This is a genomic window from Paenibacillus sp. 8b26, from assembly GCF_050626875.1.
GTDB lineage: Bacteria > Bacillota > Bacilli > Paenibacillales > Paenibacillaceae > Paenibacillus.
The window spans coordinates 4,646,128-4,671,026 of sequence record NZ_CP192445.1 but is presented as its reverse complement, the minus strand read 5'-3'; the positions used below and the strand labels follow the sequence as shown (position 1 = coordinate 4,671,026).

Below are 24,899 nucleotides of genomic sequence, written 5' to 3'. Positions count from 1 at the left end.
TTAAAACCCGTTACTCGCCATCACTTGCTTGAACCATAGCGCACTTTGTTTGGGGGTCCGTTCCAGCGTTTCGTAATTGATATGTACGATACCAAAGCGCTTGCTGTAGCCCCAAGCCCATTCAAAGTTATCAAGGAATGACCAGACAAAATAGCCTTTGAGCTGCCCACCCTCCCCGATAAAGCGATGGCATGCCTTCAGATGCTCCTCAATATAGCGCTGACGCCCCGTATCCTCGATCCTTCCATTTACCAATTCATCCTTCATTGCGGCTCCGTTTTCCGTTATTATAATCGGTAAGCCTTTGGTAAAATCCTTTTGAATCCGAGTCAGCAGCTTATACAAGGATTCAGGATGAATCTCCCAGCCCATATCTGTTACTGGTTCCTCTATACGAACTTGCTCCAATTGAAGAAAAGAATCATCCGTAGCCGCGCGAATGACGCTACGGGAGTAGTAGTTGATCCCCAGAAAATCTCCTGGTTGCTTCATCAGCTCCATATCACCCGGCTGTATAAAATCCAACCCGTTCAAGTGTTCCCCATACCACTTCACCATATCTTCAGGGTACTGCCCGTTAAACAATGGCTCGGCAAACCAGCGGTTAATGAAACCATCACGTCGAATGGAAGCTGCTACGTCCTCAGGCCGTTCGGAAGCTGCATCCACATGTTCCATGTTCAGCGTAATACCAATACTGCCCATCAAGCCCTTTTCCTTGTGCAAATTGATGGCAATGCCATGACACAACAGGACATGGTGAGCGGCAGTAAGGGCTTCGTTCCAGTTCTCATGGCCGGGAGCATGTTCACCTGTACCATAGCCCAGGATAGAGGCACAATAAGGCTCGTTCATCGTGTTCCAACAGTTTACGCGTTGTCCAAACCGATCCATTAGTAAAGAGGCATAAATTTTAAAATGCTCAGTAGTCTCACGGTTCGTCCAGCCACCCTTGTCCTCGATCCACTGCGGTAGATCCCAGTGATATAGCGTCAGCATCGGAATCAGCCCGGCCGCCTCAATCTCATCCAGCAAGTTTTCGTAGAAGAGTAACCCCTGTTCGTTAACCACACCCTCTGCAGGAATAATACGAGGCCAGGCCACAGAAAAACGGTAATGTAAAAAACCTAGCTGCTTCATCAGTTGCACGTCTTCCTTGAAGCGGTGAAAGTGATCGCAGGCTATATCTCCGTGGTCACCGCCTATCACCTTCCCTGGTATTTGACAGAAGGTATCCCAAATGGAAGGCGTCTTTCCTTCCTCAGCCATGCCCCCCTCAATTTGATACGCAGAGGTCGAGGTCCCCCATACGAAGGAGGTTGGAAATACAAAACTTTTATCATTCATATTCGATGTCATCCTTTCATCAATTAAGACTTAATGGCTCCTGCCATCGCTCCGCTGACGATAAAACGCTGGAGGAAAATGTACAGAATAACAAGCGGAAGCGTAACAATCAGAATACCGCAGGCCAGCAGTGGCCAGTTGTTCATGTATTGCCCGTAGAAGGAGAACAATCCCTTGGTTACCGGCTGATACGCGGGATCAGACAAATAAATAGTAGGGCCTATGATATCGTTCCACACTCCGATAGCAGTCAAAATGACGCCTGTTGCCAACACCGGCTTCATCAGTGGCACCAAAATCGTAAACAAATAGCGCACATATCCAGCTCCGTCCATTGCAGCCGCTTCATCCAGTTCGCGTGAAACAGATTTTATATATCCAACAAACATCAGGAACGCAATTCCTGTTCCCGTCGTTTTCAGCAAAATAAAACCAAGTTGTGTGTTGTACAGTCCCATGCTATTAATAAGCGCAAATTGTGGAATCAGCGGGTTAGGCAGATACATGGAGATTAGAAAAAATACGTAAAAGAAGTTACTGAACTTAACGTATCCTCGCGCCAGCGGAAAAGCAGCAAACACGGATAACACCAACGTCAATAGGGTAGATACGCCCGTATACAAAATACTGTTCCACATATATTGAGAAAAATTACCTTTTTCCCATGCATCCATGAAATTCTCGAACCGAAAGCCCTTGGCCAGAGCCACAGGATCAATCAGATATTCACTTTGGGTCTTCATTGACACATTAAAGAGATAAAAAAGTGGAAATAAATATAATGAAAGCATGAGCAGTACGATGATGTAGCTCAGCATTTTGGTTCCTTTAGTGCTGCTCATTACATTTCCACCTCTCTTCTACGCAAGTAATATAAAGCAATCATGGACACCGTAAATACGAACAGAAACTGTATCATAGCTACTGCGGAAGCAAGACCATAATCAGACGTTCCCGAGCCAAAGGCTGTTGCGTACACATCAAATGCAAGTGTTGTCGTATTGAATTTACCGCCTGTCAGCACATAGATGATGTCGAAGGTTTGGAGTGCTCCGATAATGGACAGTAACATGTTGACCGTAAAGGACGGTGCAATCATAGGAAAGGTAATATTTTTGAAGGCTTTCCAACCGGAAGCTCCATCCATATATCCAGCTTCGTACAGATCTTTGGGAATAGATTGAAGTCCCGCTAAAAAAATAGTCATCGAATAGCCCATATACATCCATACTTGAACAAAAATAATCAATTCAAATGCAATATTATAATCACCGAAAAAATTGGAACTTGTTCCGAAAAAGTTCATAATGGTTTGCGCAGGACCGCCCAGCGGATTGGCAATCAATTGCCAGATCAGACCGGATACGGTCACTCCCAGCACAACCGGCAGGAAAAATACAGCGCGGTAGAATACATCACCCTTGAGCTTCTTATTAATAAGGATGGCCATGAACAGACCCACCGCATTTTGAATGATTACCACTGCTACGGCAAAATACAAGGAACGACCAATGGAAGCAATCCGATCCCCGGAGTCAGAGGAGCTAAAAAAGGTCATATAATTATCAAACCCCACAAAATTCCACGTTTGTCCCGGTACCCCTGTAGCATTCGTAAAGGAAAATAACACCGTTACCATGGAAGGTCCAAAACCAAGAATTAAATATATCAGCACCGGAATACTCAGTAAAAGATACGGCATTAACCGGGGAGCTCCCTTTCCGAAGGGATACATGGGCCTCACACCTTTTTTTCATTATTTACAGGAGGCTTACAGCTACCTGACAAGATCATAATTCGTGTGCCGGAACCTTGAAATCAGACCCGACACACGGGTAAAATGTATCATTGCGTTGATGCAGATTTTACTGATTTATTTAGGAGCCGCCGCTTCCCAATCCGCCTGAGATTTTTGCGCAAGCTCTAAAGGCGTCTTCAACGGACCAGCAGGCGCCAGAAATTCTGCGTGTACGCTGGCATCCTTGATGTACTGTCCTACATTTTTACGGTTGATGAACAACTGGTCCCAAGAGAGTTTGAAGTCCTTCAGCGAAGGCTGGATTTCATTAATGAATGCACTACTCAACTTCACATCAGGCTGTGTTGGTAAAAATCCCGCAGCGTTCACAAAATCCGTATAGTTCTGCTTTTCGGAGAGCATTTCAAGCCATTTGATCGCATATTCCTTGTTTGGTGACTTTTCCAATACCATCCAGGTCATATCGTACTTGCCTGCAAGATTTTTATTTTTAGCGGGATCATTACTGCCGGGAATCGGGAAATAACCAAATTTCAGATTTGGATTTGCCGTCTGGATGGTAGCTGCATCCCATGTACCGTCTGCGATCATAGCTACACGACCTGTTGCAAACAAACTTGGCAAGGTTCCGTAATCAATTCCCATGAATCCATTGATTGCGTTATTCATTAGAATCTGCGTTTTTTCCAGCACCTCAAGCTGGGAAGCATCTGTTAATTTCGTCTTGCCTGTCCACAGTCCTTTGATATATTCCAGTTGATTATCGTGGATGGAAGCTTGGAGCCCCTGAACAGCGAGGTTAATCGGCCATACGTCCTTACCCCCAAAACCAAGAGGCTCTACGCCGTTCTCCTTAAGCACCTTCATGACATTCACCAGTTCGTCCCATGTTGTAGGTACGGCTAGGTTATACTTCTCAAAAATTTCCTTGTTATAGAATAGACCCGTCAGAGCCACTTTCCCCATATTCACACCGTATACCTTGTTGTTATAGGTCATAGCATTTTTGACATCCGTAGGATTATAATTCTTCATAAACGCTTGATCTGAAAGATCTGCAATTAATCCTCCATCAATCCACTGTTTCCACATCGGATCAGCCGCTCCCTTAGACCATTCCTGCGGTGCGCCTACAAAGCTGAATTTCAAAGGGATAATGTCTGCATCACCTGATGAACCGGCGTTCATGCGCGTTTGCATCAATTGATCATACGTGGAGTCGGCAGGAACTGTCGTGTACTCTACCTGAACATCTGGATATTTCGCTTCAAACTTTTTATTAAATTCCTTAATATAATTATTAATGTTTTCCTGTTGCCAATGAATAATCTTTAATGTGATCTTTTTATCCCCGTTCTGTACAGCTTCGTTACCTTTACCGCAAGCGGCCAATACCACGATTAAAGCGGTTACAATAAGTAAAGAAATACTCTTTTTTAGCATTGCAGAATCCCCCCAAATAATCTTAGAATAAATGCTTTTGCATTTTACGAAAGCAGTTTCGCTATTCACATTTACCATTATGTAACGATGATCTGTATTTGTAAATAGAGATTTGTGAATTATCAAAAAAAACATAAACTACCTTTAAATTAAACTTATTTTTCCATAATACATTAAACTACATCCTAAATAGCACTGTTGACTCTCATCTATGAGGTAGCATAGAATACGAGTAATTATTAAATTTGAATGTAAAGTCAATTCAACTAAAACGGTTTAGTTACGGAGGATTTCATGAATATAAAAACAATAGCTAATATGGCAGGCGTTTCGGTGGCAACAGTTTCGAAAATCATAAACAATTACACTGATATCAGTGAGGAAACCCGGCAGCGAGTGCTTAAAATTATGGAGGAAACAGGCTATAGACCCTCCTCTTCGGCTAAAACGCTTGCTACCAAAAAATCAAATCTGGTTGGCGTTATATTCGCTGGCAAGCTGAATGTCGATTTTAGCCATCCTTTTTTTGTAGATATCATTAATGTCTTCAAAAAACAGATTGGCTTGCTCGGTTACGATTTGTTGTTTTTTTCGAATGAGAAATTTTTGGATAATGGAGAGGACTATTTAGCTCGCTCGAAATATTTTTCAGTGGACGGGTGTATTATTATTGCTGGAGATGAAGTGGAGAAGAGCGTTTTTGATCTCGACGCCAGCCCCATCCCCTGCATCGGTGTCGATATTGAACTAACCGGAGCCAGTTCCTGCTACATTATGTCCGACAATCAGAAGATCTCAATGAAGGTTGTTGAGCATTTTTACATGAATGGCTACCGCGATATGGGTTTTATAGGCATTGAACGCCCATCCTTGGTTATTAAAGAGAGAGAAGAAGCCTTTATCACTTCACTAAAACGGTTTAGTCTTGATGTCAGACCTGAATGGATAGTGTATGGTAAGGACTACGCGGCGGAAGATGGATACCAGATAGCGAAGGCGTGGATACAGCAAGGAAATTTACCAAAGGCTATTTTTGCGGCTACCGACCTGCTTGCCTTTGGTGCCATACGTGCTTTCAAGGAAAGCGGCTTGAAAGTACCCGAAGATATTGCTGTGGTGGGATGTGATGATATAGAAGCCTGTCGTTATACCGACCCTCCACTGACCACTGTTAAACAAGACAAACAAAAAATAGGCCGTCTAGCCGCTATGGTGCTGTTTGACCTGATGAATAAACAAATGGAAACGAAATGTATTAAAGTAGAGCCGGAACTAGTCATTCGTAGCTCCTGCGGAGCCCGGCAAAATTGGAACCATACGCTGGTCAAGGGTTAACACACACCAGCCTCTCAGCGGTTACCACTGGCCGTGTGTCCAATCCGTACCCGGTAATTTGGGCTAATAACACATCAGTATTACATGAACTGTGACCCGCAAGATGGACACTTTGAAAAAAATGTTCATCTTGCGGGTTTTAATCAGTAACAACATGGACCTAAAAAAGTTGACTTCTGATCAATTCAGAAGTCAACTTATTGCAGTTTAATATCCCTTTTGGGAGTGTATCCACAAATAGGGTTACAGTTCAAAATCTACTTTTGGACAGCCCCTTTTTTGATTAGCTGGGCATCGTTCAGAAGAGACCCTTCGTTTAAGCTATTACTTGTAGGCCATCGTCGCGTTCACGGCCTTTTTCCAGCCCTCATACAAACTGCTGCGCGTTTCTCCATCCATAGCGGGGGCAAAAGATCGCTCCACCCTCACACGCTTGCGCAGTTCATCCATGCTCTTCCAATATCCAATCGCCAAACCTGCCAGACATGCGGCTCCCAGTGCTGTCGTCTCATGGATCACTGGCCGCTCTACTGTGGCATCTAGAATATCGCTCTGGAATTGCATCAGAAAATTGTTCAGCACGGCTCCTCCATCCACCCGCAACGTCTTCACGGCAATGCCGGAGTCAATTTCCATCGCTGCAAGCACATCCTTCGTCTGGTAAGCAAGTGCCTCCAGTGTTGCGCGGATAAAATGCTCCTTCGTGGTGCCACGTGTCAGGCCAAACATCGCTCCACGCACCTCACTATCCCAGTATGGACTGCCCAGGCCGACAAAAGCTGGTACCAGATACACCCCTTCCGAAGAGGGAACGCGGGCTGCATAGGCTTCACTGTCTTTGGCTTCACGGAACATGCGCAGACCGTCACGAAGCCACTGAATCGCCGAACCCGCTACAAAGACACTCCCCTCCAGCGCATATTGCACCTTGCCTTCTTCCAGCCCCCAAGCGATGGTCGTAATAAGTCCGTGCTTGGACTCCACCGGTTGATCGCCCGTGTTCATCAGCATGAAGCAACCTGTGCCGTAAGTATTCTTGATCATCCCTTTTTCGTAACAAGCCTGACCAAATAGAGCCGCCTGCTGGTCACCCGCTACGCCTGCAATCGGTATATTTTGACCAAAGAAATGATAATCCACCGTATGCGCATATACCTCGGAAGAAGGTCGTACCTCAGGCAGCATGTTTTTTGGCACACCGAGAATGTCCAGCAGTTCTTCGTCCCACTTTAGCTCATAAATGTTATACATCAGTGTTCTGGCTGCGTTGGAATAGTCGGTCACATGCGCCTTGCCGCCGGATAGCTTCCAGATCAGCCATGAATCAATCGTACCGAACAGCAAGTCGCCTCGCTCTGCCTTTTCCCGCGCACCTTCTACATGATCTAGTATCCACTTCACTTTTGTGCCTGAGAAATACGGGTCAATCAACAGCCCTGTTTTACTGTGGAATAGCTCCTGATGCCCTTGCTGCTTCAGTTCTTCGCAGATCTCGGAGGTTTGGCGCGACTGCCATACAAGTACGTTATACACAGGAAGTCCTGTATTTTTGTCCCACACGGCTACCGATTCACGCTGATTGGTAATACCGATAGCGGCAATTTGGTTCGCTTTTACACCGGATTCGGATAAACAGGATGCAATGACCCCAAGAATGGAACTCCAGATTTCATTCGCATTCTGTTCTACCCAGCCGGGATGAGGAAAGTATTGCGGAAACTCCCGCTGAGCCGAGTACACCACATCCCCTTTACTGTTAAACAAAATCGCTCTTGAGCTTGTCGTTCCCTGATCCAGTGACAAAATATATTTTTCCATCGTTGATCTCTCCCCCTGTAATCCGCTCATTTTATGCTGTTATTTTATTAGCTTTATCACTTTTATAAGTACGGCTGAAACGAAAGGTAATCATGAGTACCACTACAATCATACCCAACACAATCCAGAAAGCTGGAGTCATATTCCCTTTAAATACAGTCTGGTAAAACAACCCTCCGAAAGAGCCCCCCAGCAACGGACCTACAATTGGCACCCAGGCATATTTCCAGTTAGATGTGCCTTTACCGGGAATCGGAAGCAACCAGTGCACAAGACGCGGGCCCAAATCTCTAGCCGGATTAATAGCATAACCTGTCGTCCCACCCAAGGACAAGCCGATACTGACAACCAGAAAACCCACAATAAGTGGTTTCAGTCCCTCAGTAAAGGAGTTGGCACCGAATGACTGCAAAGCAAGAACAAAGATGAAAGTACCGATCATTTCACTAAGCACGTTGGCGAACGGATGATCCATAGCCGGTCCTGTAGCAAATACACTGAGTTTGGTTGCTGTGTCCTCCGTCTCTTTCCAGTGGGGTAAATAATGCAGAACCACGATCACGGCACCCGCCATGGCCCCAAGAAGCTGAGCTGTAATATAGCCCGGAACATCCCTCCACGGAAAAGCACCCTGAAATGCAAGCGCCAGCGTCACCGCCGGATTCAAATGTGCTCCGCTGATCTGGCCAACCGCATATACCGCAACGGCGACCGCGAGCCCCCATCCGAATCCGATCACAATCCAGCCAGAGCCGTGGGCAAATGATTTTTTCAGGGACACCCCTGCGCACACTCCGCCACCTAGAGCAATAAGGATCATTGTCCCTACGAATTCGGCTGCGTATGGCGACATACAACCTACCTCCTCAATATATCAACCGATTTTTAATCGCTTTCACCGCGCACAAAAAAAGAAAAGCCATCACAAACCGCCCCCTGTGCTCTTGCATGGGATGTCTGCGTGGCTCTCTTGTCTCCGTCACGATTATTAACTTAAATTTGATATTATATAAGCTTGTAAGCGATGTCAACTGCGGATTTACGTTTTCTTATGTACTAAAATAATCATTGACCGTGTCAGATTTCCCGATTTATGATGTAAAAAAATAGACGAAAATAAGAATTTCAGGATGGTACGACGCTCCCAAACTCGACGAAGAAGGGAAGAATGTTATGCTGAAATTTCTTCAAAAAATTGGCAAGTCGTTAATGCTTCCAGTAGCCACACTACCCGCCGCAGGGATTTTACAAGGATTGGCTCTGATTAACTATGAAACGGATATACCGCTTGGTCCCGAAGTGGGCGGATTTCTGAATCATTATGTCACTCCTTTTCTGAACGAGGGGGCGGGTGCCATTTTCGGCAATCTGGCGTTAATTTTTGCCATCGGTGTTGCTATTGGCCTGGCCGGGGACGCTGTAGCCGCACTATCAGCAGTCATTGCCTACATGGTGCTGACCCGCATTTTGGCGGCAGTACCGGGCATATTTGCATATATCCCGGATGACGTCAAACTGGATATGGGGGTACTGGGTGGTATTTTTATCGGCGGATGGTCTGCTTTTTTGTTCAAAAAATATCACAACATCCAGCTTCCGGATTGGCTCGGTTTCTTCTCGGGCAAACGTTTCGTCCCTATGGTCACGGCCTTCACGACCATGATTCTGGCCATTCTGCTTGGTATGATCTGGAGTCCAATACAAGATGGGATTGCAGCCTTCGGCAACTGGATTGTCGGCTTTGGCGGAATCGGGTCGATGGTATTCATGATCGCTAATCGGCTGCTGATTCCGCTCGGTCTGCACCATGTACTAAACTCTATCGCGTGGTTTCAGATTGGAGACTACACCAATGCGGCAGGCGAGGTCGTTCATGGTGACCTGACACGTTTCTTCGCAGGCGATAAATCGGCAGGAATGTTTATGTCCGGCTTCTTCCCCATTATGATGTTCGCTCTGCCTGCGGCTGCCCTCGCGTTTATTCATACGGCCAAACCGGAAAAACGTAAAGCGGTCGCTTCCATCTTCATCGGTTCTGCGCTGGCATCGTTCCTGACCGGAATTACCGAGCCCCTCGAATTTTCCTTTATGTTCGTTGCACCGTTGCTTTACGGCATCCATGCACTGCTTACAGGTCTGAGTGGTCTGATCATGCACCTACTGGATGTCAAACTCGGCTTTTCTTTTTCTGCAGGACTCATTGACTATCTGGTCAATATGAAGCTCTCCACCCACCCATTGCGAATGATCCTGGTCGGGCTTGCTTTTGCCGTCGTATATTACTTCCTGTTCCGATTCATCATTCTCAAATTCAACCTAAAAACTCCTGGACGTGAAGACGATGCAGAAGACAGCCTCCTGTCTGACACTAACAAATCCGTCCCCAGCGAAAAGGCGGGTGCCGCATCTGACAGTCAGTCCAGTCATGCAGTCAAGGTGCTGACCTATCTCGGCGGTTCAGACAATATCCAAAGCATCGATGCGTGCATCACACGGCTGCGTCTCGTCGTCAAAGACGACAAAACGGTTAACGACCAAGCTCTCAAGCAGCTCGGAGCGTCGGGAGTCATCAGGCTTGGCAGCGGTACGGTACAGGTTATTTTCGGTACGCGATCCGAAATTCTGAAAGATGAAATACAACGGTTGATGTAGTAATCCGACCTCTGAGCTTAGGCACGTGTGATCTTCATGCAAGAGACGCACGTGCTTTTTAAGTCAGCATTTTGCATAATTCGATTTCCAACGCTCGAAGGTACAATATATAGACGAACTAAACCGTTTCGATCTATATATTGCTGATTTGCAATCGCTCTTGGGATTGTTGCAAAATGCTCAAGTGGATATATGTTTCAAATTTTTTGTTTTTGGTTAAGGCATATGCACATAAATGGATAACCGCTTCATATGATGGAGCTAAACCATTTACAACTTGTTCAGTAGGTAGACCATCTCAGATAGCAAGGAGGGAAATGATGTGAAGACAGTGCGATGGCTGGTGTTATATCTTGCTTTCCTCACGATGATTAGTGGTTGTAGCGGCCCTCTGTCCTCTGAAGGCCGTTCATCTGAAGGCAATTTGTCAAACCACAAAAAGATAACGCTTACATTATGGTACTGGAACCGTTCGATTGACGATGAATTGCTCACTCGTGCCGAAAAACAGTTTCCCGGCATTGAATTGATCACCCAAAAAATCGGCGGTGATTTCAAAGCCAAGCTCAAGACGACTCTGGCAGCCCGTTCCGGTGAACCGGACATCGTAGCTTTAAACGACTGGATGGTAGAGTTGTTTCCCAGTGCGGATCGTTTTTATGATTTGAGGACATTGGGAGCCGATCAGTTCAAGGATCAATATTTGGAGTGGAAATGGAATCAGGGCATTACCCCTGACGGCAAAATGATTGCTTTTCCGATGGATACAGGTCCCACTGCCCTCTTCTATCGCAGCGATCTCTTTGCGCAGGCTGGTCTGCCCAGTGATCCTGAAAAGGTCAGTGCTACGATTCGCACATGGGACGATTATTTGGCCGCCGGAGAACAGCTTCAGCAAAAGCTCGGCAGCCGTTCGTTTTTAGCCGACAATATTGTAAACGTTTACAATCAAATACTTGCCCAAAATACAGACCTGTACTTCAAGCCGGACGGCAGCTACATCGGCAATCAATCCCCTCATATCCGTTTGGGCTGGCAAACCGCCGTGGCTTTTCACAAGAAGCATCTACTCGCCAATGCGGATGGCTGGACCCCTGAATGGAATGCTTCGGTCAATAACGGAAAAGTCGCCTCTTTTGTAGGCGCAATCTGGATGAAGCAGGTTCTCACGGAGGCTGCACCGGATACTGCGGGCAAGTGGAGAGTAGCCCGTGCCCCTGGAGGGGACGGCAATTTGGGTGGATCTTTCATTTCCATCCTCAAATCCAGCAAACATCCCAAAGAAGCCTTTGAAGTGCTGACCTGGCTGCAAAACCCGGAGCACCAACTGGAAGCCTACCAAAAAATCGGGCTGTTCCCGTCCACTCCCGGCGTCTATGACGATCCTGTCATGGAGACACCCGAGCCTTTCTTTGGCGATCAGGCCACCGGACTGATCTTTGCCGCCTCCGCACGTAATGTCAAAAGCAGTTATTTCGGTGAACGATATCCTGTCATCCACGGCATTGTGACCCGCCGCCTTGCGAATGTCGCCAAGCAGAATGCCGATCCCGATGCATTATGGACGGAAACGATGGATCGAATCGAACGGGAATTACAGCGGTAAAAAATCAAAAATTCAAAAAAGGCGTGTGGTCAATATGCTGAAAGAAATCTGGAAGCACCGTGCCGTATATGCCGCTATCTCGCCGTTTTACCTGCTGTTTGGCATCTTCGGCTTGTTTCCGATCGGTTTTTCATTATATCTGGCGTTTCATAAATGGGATGGTATCGGAGACATGACCTATAACGGCTGGGGTAATTTTCGCTACCTTGTGACAGATAACGAATTTTGGCAGGCTGTGGGCAATACCTTTGTGATCTGGGTGTACTCGACGATTCCGATGTTATTTTTTGCACTGATTATTGCCTTCCTGCTTTATGCACCTTTTGTCAAAATGCGTACCCTGTGGCGGGTCGGATTTTTTCTGCCGAACGTGACATCCATTGTGGCTGTTGCCATCATCTTTGGCGCTTTATTTGCCAATAATTTCGGATTTCTCAATTACCTGCTGCAACTCCTGGGCTTGCCTATGATCCAGTGGCTTAATGTGCCGTGGGGGATCCAAATCGCCGTTTCCTCCATGGTTGTATGGAGATGGACCGGCTATAACGCGATCATCTACCTGGCCGGACTCCAGAGTATTCCGCATGTGCTGTATGAGGCTGCGAAAATAGATGGAGCAACTGGAGCACAAGCTTTCTTCCGCATCACCATTCCTATGCTTCGTCCAGTCATCCTGTTTACCGTAATTACGTCCACCATCGGGGGCATGCAGCTCTTCACCGAGCCACAGGTACTGGTCGGTAATGACGGTGGTGCCGGAGCAAGTGGCATGACCATCGTGTTGTACCTGTATCGTGAATCGTTCATTAACAACTATTTTGGATATGGTGCAGCCGTCGGATGGGGCATGTTCCTCATTATCGCCCTGTTCTCCATCGTGAACTGGAAACTCGTACAAGGCAAAAAATAACGGCAGGAAGGGGGTTTTACAGCATGATGCAGGCACGTGTAAAATCCGTTATTTTATATACCGGGCTGTTGGCGGGAATGATCCTGTCGATGTTTCCTTTTTACTGGCTTATCGTCATGGCTACCCGTACCACTTCGGACATCTATCGTTTTCCACCACAGTTGTGGTTTGGAAGCCACTTCTGGAGCAATGTGACGAGAGTATTGCAGCAGATTGATTTTGCCGGAGCCTTTTTTAATACGCTTTTTGTAGCCAGCTCCGTTACCCTGTTGGTGCTGTTTTTCGATTCACTGGCCGGTTTTGCATTTGCCAAATTTGATTTTCCGGGCAAAAAAGCATTATTCATCATCCTGCTGGCTACGATGATGGTCCCTTCCCAACTGTCGCTTGTCCCCTCCTTTGTCATGATGGCTACCTTTGGATGGGTAGGTACGTTCAAAGCACTGATCATTCCGGGGATGGTGAATGCCTTCGGCATCTTCTGGATACGCCAATATGCGGAGGAATCCATTCCAACGGAACTGCTGGATGCGGGGCGGATGGACGGATGCAGCTTTTTTCGGTTGTATTGGAATGTGGCCCTCCCGATTCTACGTCCTGCGTTCGCTTTTCTCGGCGCATTCACCTTCATAGGAGCATGGAATGATTATTTATGGCCGTTAATTGTATTAACCGATGCGCGCAAATTTACGCTCCAGATTGCATTGTCCCAATTGAACGGGATTTACAATACAGATTATGCGATGGTCATTGCTGGCACCCTGCTGGCTGTACTGCCGCTCATCATTTTGTTTCTTTTCATTAGCCGCCAGTTTATTTCCGATCTTGCCGCCGGAGCGGTCAAAGATTAGATTTTCTTGAATCCCACCAAATTAATTTTTGGAGAAAATCATTTGATGAGCCACGTGTTTGAGCAGTATTTTCACAATGTCAAAAATACACCTTTGCAAGATCGCATATGCTTTTCCGTACTGCAAACCGTCATTGAAACTGCGCCTAAGCTGCTGGAGGATCTGCACAGCTACGAGCATCGTTATAAACATCCGATGCCGTTCCCAAGGCTGCCATGCTCCTGTAATACGGGCATGACAGCCTTTTTAGTGTGGAATGCCTGTTCTTGTCTTGGTGTGAGAAATGTGATGAGTGTCATTGCCAGCCTTTCATCTAAAAGCCATCATTGTAGAGTTGTCATCTCGGACTGGTGAACAAATCAGCCCAGAACAATATTTACAACTACAAAGGATGTGTAACGAATTCATGACACAGAACGTGCAATGGAAGCCTTCGCGTTTTAATGCGCGAACCGCAGTGGATGACGGCGGGCTTATGCTGTTCAACAGCTATACAGGAGCCCTCGCGGTATTTGGGCCAGAGGAAAATCAGCAGGTAGTGGCCTTGCTCGACGCCAGACCGGATGACCCTGTGCCTGAAAGCAGCCTTTCCTTGCAGGAGCAGCTTCTACAGCATGGCTTTCTGGTCAATGCTGCAACCGATGAGCTAAAACAAGCGGAGGAATTACATCAGTCTGTGCAGCAGCAGAATAGTATGCATCTGGTTTTGCTCGCTACCGAAGCCTGCAACTTCCGTTGCCTCTATTGCTACGAATCCTTCCCGAGAGCGACGATGAAGAATCACGTTGTGTCCGGGCTGGAAGCCTATATTCAGCAGCAAGCTCAAAGCGGCAATCTCCAGCAGCTCACGATTAGCTGGCACGGGGGTGAGCCATTATTGGCACCGCACGTTATAGAGCAACTATCTCAATCCTTTATTCGCTCCTGCGACCAGCATGGTGTCCTCTATGGCGCAGAAATTTCGACGAACGGCTACTATTTGTCCCGTGAACGATTTGAGCAGCTGTTGGACTGGCGTGTGGAACGATTCATGGTTACGCTCGACGGCAGCGAGGAAGTCCACGATGCACGACGCGGGCTGCATGGCGGAGGCGGTACATTCCGTCGTATCGTCGATAATCTTCTGTCTTTAAAAGACGTACAACGACCGTTTGAGATTAATTTGCGCGTTAACTTCGATAACAGTAACCTGGAGGCCGTCACTGACTTTATCCCGCAGCTTACGGAATGGTTTGCAGATGATCCCCGATTTAAAGTATATTTCCGGCCTGTCGGCTGTATGGGGGGCGAAAATGATCTGAATTTGCCCGTATGCGACGACCGTACGAAAGACCGTAAAATATGGGAGTTTAACGAAGCAGCCATTGCACAGGGATTGACTGTCAGCTCCTTTATCTCGGATATCCTGCTCCCTACAGGAGCCATATGCTACGCAGCCAAGCCCAATTCCCTGATTGTCGGATCAGACGGAAAGCTGTACAAATGCTCAGTCGCCATAGATCAGGAAAACAATCAGTTGGGCCAGATTCACGGAGATGGGAGTATGGAGCTGGATCTCGATAAAATGGCACTGTGGACCACTTCAGGTGAAGAAACGGACGCAAAGTGCCAAGCCTGCTTTTTCCGACCTGCCTGTCAGGGGAATCATTGTCCCCTGTACCGGATGCGCACGGGGAACCGCCCTTGCTCCTACGAAAAACGGCAGATCAAGCGAACCTTGCGTACGGTGTGGCTGCAATCCCAATCGGAGGAGGTGAAATAACATGAAGATTATTCGTCCTGCTGTACGACCTACAGCGATTACAACTGGCCGTCTGTCCAAATCTGTACCCGGCAATTTAAGCTAATCCTAAAGTAAGCTAAGTACACATATCTATAGAGCGCCCGAGCTTCATCCTGCTCTATAACGCAAAAAGGGAGTGCCTCCCAGCTGTAATGGCTGAGGGACACTCCCTTTTCTTTGTTTCTTTACGAGCTGACTGTTTGTCCTTTTTCTTCTATGTCTATGGCTGCTCCTGCACTGGCACCTGCGAGTATTCCCTTTTTCTTGTTGGGATACAGGGAATCCATATAGGTACGGGTTTCTGCAACTACAATTCCCGACAAGCCAAGCAGTGCAATCAAGTTCGGGAAGGCCATCATGGCGTTAAAGATATCTGCCAGTAACCAGATCGCATCCAGCTTAATAAACGCGCCTCCGGCAACCAGCGCAATGAACAGATAACGGTACGGTTTAATCCATTTGACACCCAGCAAATATTCAACACAGCGTTCTCCGTAGTAGTTCCAGCCAAGCATCGTGGTGAACGCGAACATAATCAGAATGATTGTGAGCAGTTCCGCACCAAGCGGGAATGCGCTGGAGAAAGCTTGCTGCGTCATCAAGCCCGCATCGGTAGGACCGCTCCATACGCCGCTAACCAGCAGCGTCAACCCGGTCATCACACAAATAATCATCGTATCTATAAAGACACCTGTCATGGAAATCAACCCCTGCTCCGCAGGCCATTTGGTTTTGGCAGCTGCGGCTGCAATCGGTGCGCTTCCCAATCCGGCCTCATTGGCAAAAATCCCTCTGGCTACCCCGCTGCGCATCGCCAGCATAATCGTAGCCCCGGCAAATCCACCCGTCGCAGACGTCGTGGAAAATGCCGAATGCAGCACAAGCGCGAGTGCGGCAGGAATCTGATCGGCGAACCGAATCAATACGATCATACAGATCAGTACGTACAAGCCTGTTTTGAAAGGGACCACTTTGGTCGATACCTTGGCAATGCTCTTGAGTCCTCCAATGGTAACGAGTCCCGTAAGAGTAGCAATGATCACTGCCGTTACAATCGGCGGAACACCAAAGCTGTTTTCGGTCGAGGATACAATCGCTTTGACCTGCGGAAACGTTCCAATCCCGAACAGCGCCACCAGCATCCCGGAAAAGGCGAATAGCATCGCCAGCGGTTTAAAGCGGCGTCCAAGCCCTTTTTCAATATAATACATCGGGCCGCCGGAAAATTGTCCATTCCGATCCTTCACCCGGTATTTTACCGCAAGCACACCTTCCGCATATTTCGTCGCCATCCCGAAAAAGGCTGCAACAACCATCCAGAACAAGGCACCCGGTCCGCCCAGTTTTATCGCTGTCGCGACGCCGACAATACTTCCTGTACCTACTGTAGCCGCCAGCGCCGTACTCAGGGCCGCAAAGCTGCTGACATCCCCGCTACCTTCATTTGGGGCCTTGCCAATCAGTTTGATCGCCAGAGGCAGGCGGAAAACCTGCAACATTTTCAAACGTATGGTCAGCCACAGACCTGTTCCCATGACGAGAATGATCAGAGGAGCCCCCCATATCCAACTGCTAATCGTTTCTAACACATGTACCAAATTCATTTCAACCCGCTCCTCCAGCATATTAAAAAACAAAAAAGAGTCAAATCCGCTGATTCGACTCCTGGAGAGGTTAAAGGCACGAAAAAATACAACCGTCTTGTGCAGGATTCAGCCACTACAGCTCATAAAAAAGCCTAGGGCATCCCCTGTCACAGGTTATTCGCGTCTCTGTCCTTTTGCCTGAGAGTTTAAGCAGATGATATCTGCGGTGCACCTTCGGCGCCCAATTAAGGGTCTCTCCAGAGTTCTGTCCGTTTACGGTCCCGCTTGTTGCTGTAATCAGCCCAAGCACCTGAGAGTTTTGCCCCTTCGGTCGGAACTTACGTTCCATCTCCCGCAAACATCAACCAGACATATGAAATTGTTTTTTATTATACAGAAAACTTTCAGCTTTTTACAAGTGAAAAATTTGTGAAGTCGTTTGGTTATCTTAAGATGAGCCTATAAAATAAAGGCGGGCGCAGCCAGATTCATCCTCATGATGTTCTCTGTCGCCCCCGCCCCCAGGCCATATTGGGTTATATTCAGTTAGCTTGAATTACAGTTCTTCGCCGTTGGTGGCAATTACATTTTTGTACCAGTCAAAAGAATCCTTCTTGGAGCGCTTCAGTGTTCCGTTACCGTCATCGTCCAGATCAACATAAATAAATCCGTAACGCTTGGACATTTCGGAAGTGGACATACTCACGAGGTCGATAGGTCCCCAGCTAGTGTAACCGATCAGATCCACACCGTCCGCAATCGCTTCCTTCATTTGAGCGATATGCTGGCGCAAATAATCAATGCGATACGTGTCGTGAATGAAGCCGTCTTCTTCCACCTTGTCATATGCACCCAAGCCGTTTTCCACGATGAACAGCGGCTTTTGATAACGGTCATATAATGTGTTCAGCGTAACACGCAGGCCGATCGGATCAATCTGCCAGCCCCAGTCAGAGGATTGTAAATACGGATTTTTCACGCCGCCAATCAGGTTCCCCGCTGCCTTCTCGCCTTCCGGTCCTGCAGAGACGGTCAAGGTCATGTAATAGCTGAATGAGATGTAATCGACCGTGTTGTTTTTCAGAATTTCGGCATCGCCGGGTTCTGTGTGCAAGACAATATTATTTTCTTCAAAATAACGGTTCATATAATTTGAATATTCCCCACGGGCATGTACATCCGTAAAGAACAGATTCATCTGGTTTTCATGCTGACTTTTCAGCACGTCTTCCGGGTTACACGTATGTGCATAGCTTTCCATACGAGCCAGCATACAGCCAATTTGAGAACCAGGAATAATCTCATGGCCTCGTTTTGTCGCCAATGCGCTCGCCACAAACTGGTGATGCAGGGCTTGATAGATCGCTTGTTGCTTATTATCTACACGGTCAATGACCACACCGCCACCTGTGAACGGACTCATCGTCATCACATTGATCTCATTAAAAGTCAGCCAGTATTTCACTTTATCCTTATAACGTGTAAACACCGTTTCGGCATAATTTACGTAGTGCTGTATTACTTCGCGACCCAGCCACCCATTATACTTCTGTGTCAGACCTAGCGGTGTTTCGTAATGGGACAATGTCACCAGTGGCTCTATCCCATACTTGCGCAGCTCGTCAAATACATTGTCGTAAAATTGCAGTCCTGCTTCATTCGGCTCTGCATCATCGCCATTCGGGAAAATCCGCGACCAGTTGATGGACATACGGAATACCTTAAAGCCCATTTCCGCAAACAATGCGATATCTTCTTTGTAATGATGATAGAAGTCCACACCTTCGCGCTTTGGAAAACGGGCATTTACCTTGCCAGCCAAAATGTCTTCGAGCCGCTCGGACGAAATCTCTATAGCATGATCGTTTGTGCGCTCTGCTTTGGGTACATAGGCAATTACGTCCGCACTGGACAATCCTTTTCCATCTACGTCAAAAGCGCCTTCCAATTGGTTGGCTGCGGTTGCCCCACCCCACAGAAAGTTTTTCGGAAATCCTTTTAATGTCTTAGTCATAGTATAAGAGCCTCTTTTCTTAGTTTATAGGTTAACACTTGTGGAGCATTCCAATCAGGTGTTGTCCTGCGCAAACAGCTTGATATCTTCTTTGTAACGATGGTAAAAATCAATACCTACCAGCTTCATATTGTCTTCTGTAGGCACTTCTGTAATAGAGCCCTTGATTCCTTGTGGCGATACGTCCTGAGTGGACCAGCCTTTACCATCTTCGTTATAAGCACCCTCACACTGGTTATGGCGTAACTTCCTTTCTTGATGGCAAGTCTATCGGCGGAAATCAACGATGGACGGAGAAGGCTGCTTAAAGCCGTTTTCCAATATTTCAATTGTCAGCAAAATCTCCTCGTCCTTCACCAGCTTGGGTGTGCCGTTCACGATTGACTCATACAATGAGTCATACAGTTGTCCATAATCTGCTACCGGTGTAGGAATGGTTTCTTCAAAAGCTTCACTGCTACCGGGTAGCACGTATTTAAGCTTGCCATAGGAAGACGGATCATCCAGTCCGAAACCTTCCGCATCCGGGGTCTTGCCGGCTTTCAGCCAGGTTTCCTGCTGATCGTCCCCCCATTTGACAAAGCTGCCTTTCGTCCCGTGAATGGTGAACTGCGGGTAAGGCAGACACACCACAAGAGAGGTTTTGACAATCACTTTTTTGTCCGGGTAATACAATATGGTTTCATTGTAATCATCAGCGCCCTGAGGAGTACGAATGGACTTGATGTCATACCCGACTTGCTCCGGTCTGCCAAATAAGGCGATGAGCCTGTCCAATGTATGAACACCGAGTCCGTAGTACATTCCGTTGACAGGATTGCCGCCGGGCATACTGGCATCGGGACGGAAATAATCGTAATGGGATTCAATTTCGACGATGTCGCCCAGTTTTCCGGAATGGAGAGCTTCCTTGAACGCCAGATAATCGCTGTCAAACCTACGGTTTTGATAAGGCATAATGATGAGATTATGTTCCTTGGCGAGTTGGGTCAGTTCCCGCGCTTGCTCAAGGTTTTCACAAAAAGGCTTTTCCACCAGCACATGCTTGCCATGGGATAGTGCCAATTTTGCATATTCATAATGCGTAGAGGAAGGCGTACATACAACGACGAGTGATATTTCCGGGTCGCCCAGAACGTCCATAATTTGGTCCGAGAACTGAATGTCTGGGTAAGCCGTTTCCATGTCCTCCCTCACTTGGCGTGTGAACACTCTCGATACTTGAAAGGTGTCCCTGATCTGAACATAGGGCAGATGATATCTGGTTGTACTTTTGCCAAATCCTAAATATGCAATTTGAATCGTCATTTCGCAAATCCCCTCGTTTCCTAAAGGCTTAGCTTTACGATATCGCAAGTATTGCCAGAATAATACCACATCATAAAAACTGTTCTTTTGAAATGCATTGACAGATGATATAAAATGGACGTAATGCCCTCATAAGCATCCTAACCGTTGTAACGCGTTTCATGTCAAGTATTTTTCTTATGTGAGGAGAAGCATCATGTCGAATCTTGATCAAATTGCCAAACTGGCTGGCTTTTCCAAAGCTACGGTATCCAGAGTATTAAACAATTCCCCCCATGTGAGCCAGGAAACGAGAAGCAAAATTTTAAAAATCATGCAGGAGCTGGATTACGTTCCCAACCGGAACGCCATTTCCTTATCCAAAGGTCAGACCCTTCAAATTGGCATTATCACTTCAACCATTAATGAAATTGTTCTCGCATTTCTGAACAGCTTTGTAGAGGTGGCGGCCCAGTATGAATTCCAAACGATTATTTATACTTCCGGAGAAGACAAGAAGAAAGAGCTTCTGGCCTTCGAAGATCTGAAAAGAAAAAGAGTTGATGCGTTAGTTATCATTTCCTGTGTAAATGATACCGATTTGTTAAGCACTTATTGCAAGTATGGCCCGATCGTGTCATGGCAACGAATGGATCATACCGATATTCGCTCCGTCGCCATGGACCAGTATGAAGGATATATGCTAGCGCTAAAACACTTGATACAAAAAGGCTATACTCGTATAGCCAATGCCTTTGGTCGCCCGAGCAGCATCAACACCCACAGCAGACAACGAGCCTATGCGTATATTATGGAGCAGCACAATCTTCCTGTATTGCAGCATTGGAATAATTCTTCCATCTATAACATCCGTGACGGTGAACAGGTGGTGCGTGATTTGTTACAGTATCGGGACGAATTCCCACAGGCTATTCTGTGCTCCAACGATTACGTGGCGGTTGGGATCCTCTGCGAAGCCCGTAGACAACTGCTGAACGTGCCGGAAGATCTGGCGATTGTCGGGTTTGATAATACGGAACTTGCGCATACTATGGGCATTACGACCATCCAGAACCCGATTGCAGCTCAGGCGCAAAATGCTTTTTACATGCTTTCCCCTCAGCTCGTAGGTCACCAAATGGAGCTGCATACCCTGCAATACAGCCTCATTGAACGCACGACTACATAGAGTAACGCTTAACCGGGGGGCTAGGTGAAAGTACCTGTGTATGTAATGTTTTTTGTCGAATAAGAAGAAAATATGTTGAAATCGCTTTTTTTTGTGCTACAATAGCACTATATAAAAGGATTGTGACCGGTAATGCGGGCAATGCCTGAGTTCAATTGAGTGCTATTGCTAACAATAGTGTTGAATTGTGCTTGGGCATTTTTTATTGGTAAAGGATGGGAGGGGGAACTTCAATGATTATTGAGAAGGTGCTCAATAACAACGTCCTGTTGACTAAAAATGATAAAGGCAAAGAGGTCATCGTAATGGGAAGAGGCATTTCCTTCAAAAAGGTGGCTGGCGACCAAGTCGATGATCATAAAATAGATAAAATCTTCATGTTAAATGAAAACGAGTTCACAGCCAAATTAACGGAGTTGCTGAACGATATCCCTGTATCGCATCTGGAGGTCGTAAATGAAATTGTGACCCATGCAACGCAAGTGCTGGATACAGAATTAAGCGATAACATTTATTTAACGCTGACCGATCATATTCATTTTGCCATACAGCGGCAAGAAAAGGGGCTAGCGCTCCAAAACGCGATGCTGTACGAGATTAAGCGCTTTTACAAGAAAGAATTTGAGGTTGGACTGGATGCTCTGCAAAAAATTGAAGATACGCTCGGAGTAAAGCTGGACGAAGACGAAGCGGGCTTTATCGCATTGCATATGGTGAACGCTCGAATCGACGGTAACGAAATGAAATCCACGCTAAAAATGACGGAAATCGTTCAGCATATATTGAATATTATTACGTATCATTACGGTATTGTGCTGGATGAGTCCTCCTTTAGCTATTCTAGATTTTTGACACATTTGCAATATTTTGCGATGCGGGTGATTCGTAAAGAGGTCATTCACAGCGGCGAAGAATTTTTGTACAACCAGGTGAAGCAGACGTATACCGAAGCTTTCGCATGTGCGCAAAAGATCAATGAATATCTGGAAAAAACATACGACCAATATTTAAGCAAAGACGAATATGTGTATCTGACCATTCATATTCATCGAGTAACTGAGCGAAATAGCGGAGTAACAGGCAAGTAAACTTCATAATTCCATCGTATAAGGATTGTGACTGGTAAGGCAGGCAAAACCTAAACTGATGGCGAAATCTACGTTCTTCTTTAAGGAGAGGACGTGTTGCTTTCGCTACGAGTTTAGGTTTTTCTTGTTTACAAGGTTAAAAAGATGCACGCCGGCGCATCTTAGCAACAGAAGTAAACGGTAAATCCTATCCATATCAAGAATAACCTATAAGGAGTTCTGAACATGAGTGATAAAGAGCTATCCAAAAAAATAGTGACCCTTGTTGGCGGCGAAGAGAATGTCAATTCGGTATTCCATTGCGCCACACGCTTGAGATTTAAATTAAATGATCGTACAAAAGCAGACAAAGCTGCATTGGAAGCAACGCCCGGTGTCATTACCGTGGTGGAAAGCAGTGGCCAGTTTCAAGTTGTTATCGGCAACAATGTAGGTCAAGTATTTGAGCATATGATGGCAGAAACGAATTTGCAGGATGCCGAAAATGCAGGTGAGAAAAAGGAAGAGTCTTCCGAAAAAACGAACTTTCTTGGTAAAGCCGTCGATATCATTTCCAGCATTTTTTCGCCTCTCTTGGGCGCTCTTGCCGGAGCCGGTTTGCTCAAAGGGATTCTGGCATTAATTTTGTCACTCCATTGGATTAATGATAAAAGCGGTACGTATCTGATCCTAAACGCAGCTTCAGACAGCGTATTTTATTTCTTGCCCGTATTTCTAGCTATTACATCGTCCCGTAAATTTAAGACAAACACCTTTGTATCGGTCGCAATCGCCGGAGCTCTGGTCTATCCGGCGGTTATAGCGGCGGTAAGCAACCCGGAAAGATTGGCGTTTCTGGGTATTCCGATCATTCTGATTAATTACAGTTCCGGTGTTATTCCAATTATTCTCGCAGTCTGGGTTCAGTCCTATGTGGAACGCTGGTTCAATTCCTTTATCCATCAATCGGTGAAAAATATTATCGTTCCGATGCTGGCTTTGCTGGTCGTTATTCCGTTGACATTCCTGGCCTTTGGTCCAATAGGTAACATGATCAGCCAAGGCTTGGCGAACGGCTTTACCTGGGTATACAATTTAAGCCCGCTGGTCGCTGGTGCTGTTGCCGGGGCATTCTGGCAAGTGTTTGTTATTTTCGGCGTGCATTGGGGCTTCGTTCCGGTCATGCTGTCGAATATTGCAACATTGGGCTATGACACGATGCTTCCGATGCTTACAGCAGCCGTACTTTCTCAGGCTGGTGCAACATTGGGCGTATTCCTGAAATCCCGAAATACTCAAATGAAGGCTTTGGCAGGTTCCTCTACGCTGGCGGCTGTTTTTGGGATTACAGAACCAACGATTTATGGCGTAACTTTGAAATTGAAAAAGCCATTTATTTATGCTTGTATTTCCGGTGGTATTGGCGGGGCTATTATCGCTTCCGGCGGAGCGACTGCAAAATCCTTCTCCCTGCCTAGTTTGTTGGCATTGCCGACTTACTTCGGACCTGGATTTTTGTGGCTTGTCATCGGCTTGCTCGTTGCCTTTGTACTTGCAATGGTGCTAGTTATGGTATTGGGCTTTGATGATCCAAAAGAAGAAGCTGTCAAAACAACACCAACACCAGAGAAAAAAGAAACTGTGATCGAGAAGGAAATTCTCGTAAGTCCGCTGCAAGGTAAAGTGTTGCCACTCGAAGAATCTTCTGATGTCGCTTTTGCATCAGGGGCTATGGGTAAAGGAATTCTGATTGAACCTACAGAGGGCGTACTGACTTCTCCTGTAGACGGAACGATTACGACGGTATTCCCGACTGGACATGCTATCGGTATTACTTCCAATGACGGAGCAGAAATTTTGATCCACGTTGGCGTGAATACAGTGAAGCTGAAAGGACAATTTTTTGACAAGCGTGTGAAGGAAGGCGACGTGGTTACACAGGGACAACTGTTGCTCGAATTTGACATTGAACAAATTCAAGCTGCAGGTTATCCGACAGCCACGCCGATCATCGTGACGAATTCTGCTCAGTATCTGGATGTTCTGAAAACAGCAGAATCTGAAGTGAAACGACAAGATTACCTGATGACGGTGGTTGTCTAGTTTCCATTAAACCATAATAAAGCCAGCTAATACTGCTCAAAAAAGAAGCTTTCCGAATGGAAAGCTTCTTTTTTTATACAGAGTGAGACAAGTATTACAGCGAAAAATGGAAATATCATTTATGGTATGTATAAGATTGTTAAATAAAG

The 24,899-nt window shown here is 46.4% G+C and carries 18 protein-coding genes, 2 pseudogenes and 2 riboswitches; of the genes and pseudogenes, 10 read left to right on the top strand and 10 right to left on the bottom strand.

The annotated features are described in order from the left end of the window. The 4 genes from ACQ4MX_RS21765 to ACQ4MX_RS21750 all read right to left on the bottom strand — a co-directional run bounded on the left by ACQ4MX_RS21765 (window position 1) and on the right by ACQ4MX_RS21750 (window position 4,549). On the bottom strand, window positions 1-1,347 hold the full coding sequence (locus ACQ4MX_RS21765) for a GH1 family beta-glucosidase (RefSeq protein WP_431087276.1): 1,347 nt from the start codon (window positions 1,345-1,347) through the stop codon (window positions 1-3). Window positions 1,348-1,370: 23 nt separating this feature from the next. Next, entirely contained in the window at window positions 1,371-2,189 is an 819-nt protein-coding gene (locus tag ACQ4MX_RS21760; RefSeq protein WP_431087275.1) for a carbohydrate ABC transporter permease, read from the bottom strand. Then, the gene (locus tag ACQ4MX_RS21755; RefSeq protein ID WP_431087274.1) at window positions 2,189-3,082 is read right to left on the bottom strand and encodes a carbohydrate ABC transporter permease; all 894 of its coding nucleotides are present in this window, start codon (window positions 3,080-3,082) and stop codon (window positions 2,189-2,191) included. Before ACQ4MX_RS21755 ends, ACQ4MX_RS21760 begins: the two co-directional genes overlap by 1 nt. A 138-nt stretch (window positions 3,083-3,220) precedes the next feature. Beyond that, window positions 3,221-4,549, bottom strand: coding sequence for an ABC transporter substrate-binding protein (locus ACQ4MX_RS21750; protein ID WP_431087273.1), 1,329 nt, complete (start codon window positions 4,547-4,549; stop codon window positions 3,221-3,223). A gap of 294 nt (window positions 4,550-4,843) precedes the next feature. Between ACQ4MX_RS21750 and ACQ4MX_RS21745 the strand changes: the two genes are divergently transcribed. Then, window positions 4,844-5,884 carry a LacI family DNA-binding transcriptional regulator gene (locus ACQ4MX_RS21745; RefSeq protein ID WP_431087272.1) on the top strand — a complete coding sequence of 347 codons (1,041 nt, stop codon included), beginning with the start codon at window positions 4,844-4,846 and terminating at the stop codon, window positions 5,882-5,884. Window positions 5,885-6,208: 324 nt separating this feature from the next. On the opposite strand, the gene glpK is transcribed toward ACQ4MX_RS21745, so the two are convergent. Both glpK and ACQ4MX_RS21735 read right to left on the bottom strand, forming a co-directional pair. Further along, a complete protein-coding gene (glpK, locus tag ACQ4MX_RS21740) occupies window positions 6,209-7,702 on the bottom strand; it encodes a glycerol kinase GlpK (RefSeq protein ID WP_431087271.1) in 1,494 nt (497 codons plus the stop codon). A 31-nt stretch (window positions 7,703-7,733) separates the two neighbouring features. Further along, window positions 7,734-8,555 carry an MIP/aquaporin family protein gene (locus tag ACQ4MX_RS21735; protein WP_134913016.1) on the bottom strand — a complete coding sequence of 274 codons (822 nt, stop codon included), beginning with the start codon at window positions 8,553-8,555 and terminating at the stop codon, window positions 7,734-7,736. 320 nt (window positions 8,556-8,875) lie between these two features. On the opposite strand from ACQ4MX_RS21735, the gene nagE reads away from it, so the two are divergent. The 6 genes and pseudogenes from nagE to ACQ4MX_RS21705 all read left to right on the top strand — a co-directional run bounded on the left by nagE (window position 8,876) and on the right by ACQ4MX_RS21705 (window position 15,483). Continuing rightward, entirely contained in the window at window positions 8,876-10,354 is a 1,479-nt protein-coding gene (gene nagE, locus ACQ4MX_RS21730; RefSeq protein ID WP_431087270.1) for an N-acetylglucosamine-specific PTS transporter subunit IIBC, read from the top strand. A gap of 322 nt (window positions 10,355-10,676) precedes the next feature. Then, entirely contained in the window at window positions 10,677-11,960 is a 1,284-nt protein-coding gene (locus ACQ4MX_RS21725; protein ID WP_431087269.1) for an ABC transporter substrate-binding protein, read from the top strand. A 34-nt stretch (window positions 11,961-11,994) separates the two neighbouring features. After that, complete coding sequence (locus ACQ4MX_RS21720) at window positions 11,995-12,870, top strand: carbohydrate ABC transporter permease (RefSeq protein WP_149094795.1); 876 nt, start codon at window positions 11,995-11,997, stop codon at window positions 12,868-12,870. A gap of 23 nt (window positions 12,871-12,893) precedes the next feature. Next, window positions 12,894-13,721, top strand: coding sequence for a carbohydrate ABC transporter permease (locus ACQ4MX_RS21715; RefSeq protein ID WP_134913014.1), 828 nt, complete (start codon window positions 12,894-12,896; stop codon window positions 13,719-13,721). Window positions 13,722-13,760: 39 nt separating this feature from the next. Beyond that, window positions 13,761-13,904: pseudogene (locus tag ACQ4MX_RS21710) on the top strand (NADH-dependent alcohol dehydrogenase); the annotation flags it as partial. Window positions 13,905-14,127: 223 nt separating this feature from the next. Continuing rightward, window positions 14,128-15,483, top strand: coding sequence for a radical SAM protein (locus ACQ4MX_RS21705; protein WP_431087268.1), 1,356 nt, complete (start codon window positions 14,128-14,130; stop codon window positions 15,481-15,483). Window positions 15,484-15,689: 206 nt separating this feature from the next. Here the strand turns inward: ACQ4MX_RS21705 and ACQ4MX_RS21700 are convergent, their stop codons facing one another. The 4 genes and pseudogenes from ACQ4MX_RS21700 to ACQ4MX_RS21685 form a co-directional block, all read right to left on the bottom strand. Further along, window positions 15,690-17,108, bottom strand: coding sequence for an alanine/glycine:cation symporter family protein (locus tag ACQ4MX_RS21700; protein WP_337916437.1), 1,419 nt, complete (start codon window positions 17,106-17,108; stop codon window positions 15,690-15,692). 158 nt (window positions 17,109-17,266) lie between these two features. After that, window positions 17,267-17,361: riboswitch (glycine riboswitch) on the bottom strand. Between the two features lie 17 nt (window positions 17,362-17,378). Continuing rightward, window positions 17,379-17,455: riboswitch (glycine riboswitch) on the bottom strand. A gap of 191 nt (window positions 17,456-17,646) precedes the next feature. After that, window positions 17,647-19,104 carry a glycoside hydrolase family 1 protein gene (locus tag ACQ4MX_RS21695; RefSeq protein ID WP_431087267.1) on the bottom strand — a complete coding sequence of 486 codons (1,458 nt, stop codon included), beginning with the start codon at window positions 19,102-19,104 and terminating at the stop codon, window positions 17,647-17,649. 54 nt (window positions 19,105-19,158) lie between these two features. Continuing rightward, window positions 19,159-19,329, bottom strand: a pseudogene (locus ACQ4MX_RS21690) (family 1 glycosylhydrolase); the annotation flags it as partial. A 42-nt stretch (window positions 19,330-19,371) separates the two neighbouring features. Then, a complete protein-coding gene (locus tag ACQ4MX_RS21685; RefSeq protein WP_431087266.1) occupies window positions 19,372-20,412 on the bottom strand; it encodes an oxidoreductase in 1,041 nt (346 codons plus the stop codon). Window positions 20,413-20,608: 196 nt separating this feature from the next. Here ACQ4MX_RS21685 and ACQ4MX_RS21680 point away from each other — a divergent pair, with 196 nt between their 5' ends. The 3 genes from ACQ4MX_RS21680 to ACQ4MX_RS21670 all read left to right on the top strand — a co-directional run bounded on the left by ACQ4MX_RS21680 (window position 20,609) and on the right by ACQ4MX_RS21670 (window position 24,750). Continuing rightward, window positions 20,609-21,580, top strand: coding sequence for a LacI family DNA-binding transcriptional regulator (locus ACQ4MX_RS21680; RefSeq protein WP_431087265.1), 972 nt, complete (start codon window positions 20,609-20,611; stop codon window positions 21,578-21,580). Window positions 21,581-21,813: 233 nt separating this feature from the next. Further along, window positions 21,814-22,668, top strand: coding sequence for a BglG family transcription antiterminator LicT (gene licT / locus ACQ4MX_RS21675; protein WP_431087264.1), 855 nt, complete (start codon window positions 21,814-21,816; stop codon window positions 22,666-22,668). A gap of 225 nt (window positions 22,669-22,893) precedes the next feature. Continuing rightward, window positions 22,894-24,750, top strand: coding sequence for a beta-glucoside-specific PTS transporter subunit IIABC (locus tag ACQ4MX_RS21670; RefSeq protein WP_431087263.1), 1,857 nt, complete (start codon window positions 22,894-22,896; stop codon window positions 24,748-24,750). Window positions 24,751-24,899 lie beyond the last annotated feature (149 nt).